This window comes from Dietzia sp. Cai40, assembly GCF_014145165.1.
Taxonomy (GTDB): Bacteria; Actinomycetota; Actinomycetes; order Mycobacteriales; family Mycobacteriaceae; genus Dietzia; species Dietzia natronolimnaea.
Genome location: NZ_JAALEB010000059.1, coordinates 1 through 1,894 on the forward strand (window position 1 = coordinate 1; position 1,894 = coordinate 1,894).

Annotated in this window: 3 protein-coding genes; all 3 read right to left on the bottom strand. The window is 72.9% G+C overall.

What is annotated here, in order from left to right; genetic code table 11:
• Nucleotides 1–592 (bottom strand): DUF5926 family protein (locus tag G6022_RS02740; RefSeq protein ID WP_347238145.1); only part of this gene is annotated, 592 nt, incomplete at its 3' end.
• Between the two features lie 100 nt (nucleotides 593–692).
• Nucleotides 693–1,505: a glycerophosphodiester phosphodiesterase family protein gene (locus G6022_RS02745; RefSeq protein WP_182639950.1), complete on the bottom strand. Its 813-nt coding sequence runs from the start codon at nucleotides 1,503–1,505 to the stop codon at nucleotides 693–695.
• Between the two features lie 3 nt (nucleotides 1,506–1,508).
• Nucleotides 1,509–1,894: DUF4328 domain-containing protein (locus G6022_RS02750; protein WP_182690987.1), on the bottom strand; the 386-nt coding region annotated here is incomplete at its 5' end.

The following is a 1,894-nucleotide window of genomic DNA, read 5'->3' on the forward strand; positions in this document are numbered from 1 at the left end:
CGACCCACCAGGCCGCCTCGATGCCGTCGGCCGCGACCCTGGCGGAGGGCATCATGACCTCGTTGGCGTTCTTGATGGCCTGGGCGATCTCCGGCCTGACCTGGGCGCCCTCGGCGAGCCACCAGGAGAAGTCGCCGTGCACCGCGATCTCGAGCGGGGCGTCGGCGACCACGACGTCCTCCAACGCCGGGGTGGACTCGTCCGGGTGGGAGGACGTCAGGGTCTCCCCTCCCCCGGCACGCGAGGCCCAGTCCACCGCGTAGGCCAGGTCGGCCGCCGGATCGGGTCCGTGGACCTGCACCTGGAGACCCACCATGGCCTCACCGCCCAGCTCGTCGTCGCGCACCAGGCCGGCGATGGCCCCCGGCAGGACGGTCGCCAGGATGATCTCCCGCTTCTCGGCGGTGGTGGTGAGTCGCGCGGTCGCCGACGGCACGAACTCGCGCATCGCGACCATGTCGCACTCACCGGCGAACCCGGCGAACGGCCGGGGTTCCGTGCTCAGTTCCTCACGCTCGGCCGCGCGAGCGGCGATCTTGGCCTGGCGGTTGCCGCCGGACTTGGGCTCATTATGGCGCTGACGTCTACCCACGGGCACCACGATACGGTGCGCCCGCGCGGCCCGCCCCCGGACATCGCACTCTGGTGCCGTCATCGCACGGGGGCCCAGGATCGGGCCGGGCGTGGCGGGGTCAGTCGCGACGCGTGGGCCCGTCCAGGACGCCCCGGGCCCGTGTCGGGACGTTGGTGGCCACCCACTCCACGCCCAGGTCGCGGCACAGGAGCATGTCCGCCGGGTCGTCGACGGTCCAGCAGTAGGTCCCCATCCCCCGCGACCTCCAGTACTCGACCAACCACGGCCGCGCCCGGAGCGCGCCGATGCTCGGGCCCATCAACTGGGCGCCGAACCCCTCGGCCGGCCACGACTTGAGGACGTTGCCGCGCTCGCGGAGCTGCACGGTCGGCACCTGCGGGGCCAGTTGCCTGAACCGTCGCACCGCCATCACGGAGAAGCTCATCATGAGCGCGCGGGACTCGGCGTGCGAGGCGGGCCGGTCCAGACCGAAGTACCTCAGCTCGTCCCGGAGCGCGACCTCGACGCGGCCGCCGGTGGGCACCGGGTGCTTGGTCTCCAGGAACAGCTTCACGTGCGGGTACGCCTCGGCCATCACCAGGAGACTGCGCAGCGTGAGGAGTGGTTCGGGCCGGCGGTGCACCGGATGCCAGGAGCCCAGGTCGAGGGCGGACAGCTCGTCCAGGGTGCTGGAGTGGACCCAGACGTCGCGGTCCGCCACGCGCGCGGTCCGGGGATCGTGCAGGAGCACCGGGACACCGTCGGAGGTGAGCCGCACATCCACCTCGAGCGCCTCTGCGCCCTGCTCGAGGGCCTTCTCGTAGGCGACGAGCGTGAGTTCGGGGAACTCGGCCGAGGCCCCTCTGTGGGCGACGACCCCGCTCCCGGTGGACACCGTGGACCGCAGATGTGTGGTCGCGGGGACCGTCACGTCTCACTCCTCTCGAGCCGGGGACGTCTCCACGATGCCCCGCGGGAGAAGCCGCCGGGTGAACCGCGGGGAAGGCTCATCGAAACTCCGCATGACGGTCCGGGTCTCACGCGCCGCCCACACCGCGGCGGCCGCCGCGAGCGCGGTGAGGAGAACCGTGTCCGCCGCGGCCTGCGAGCCCTCACCCGTGCCCCGCCACAGTGCGAGCGCGACCGCGATCCCGTTCACGGCGACGGCCACCCACCACCGGAGGAGTCCGGACCTGGTGGGCGCGCGGGGCGAGGCCAGGCGGAGTTCGGCGAGGTAGACGGGGATCCGGAACCAGTTGACGACGGGGAGGAGGCATCCCACCCAGAGCCCCGCCCGACTCCGCGGGTCCGGGGCGGGCG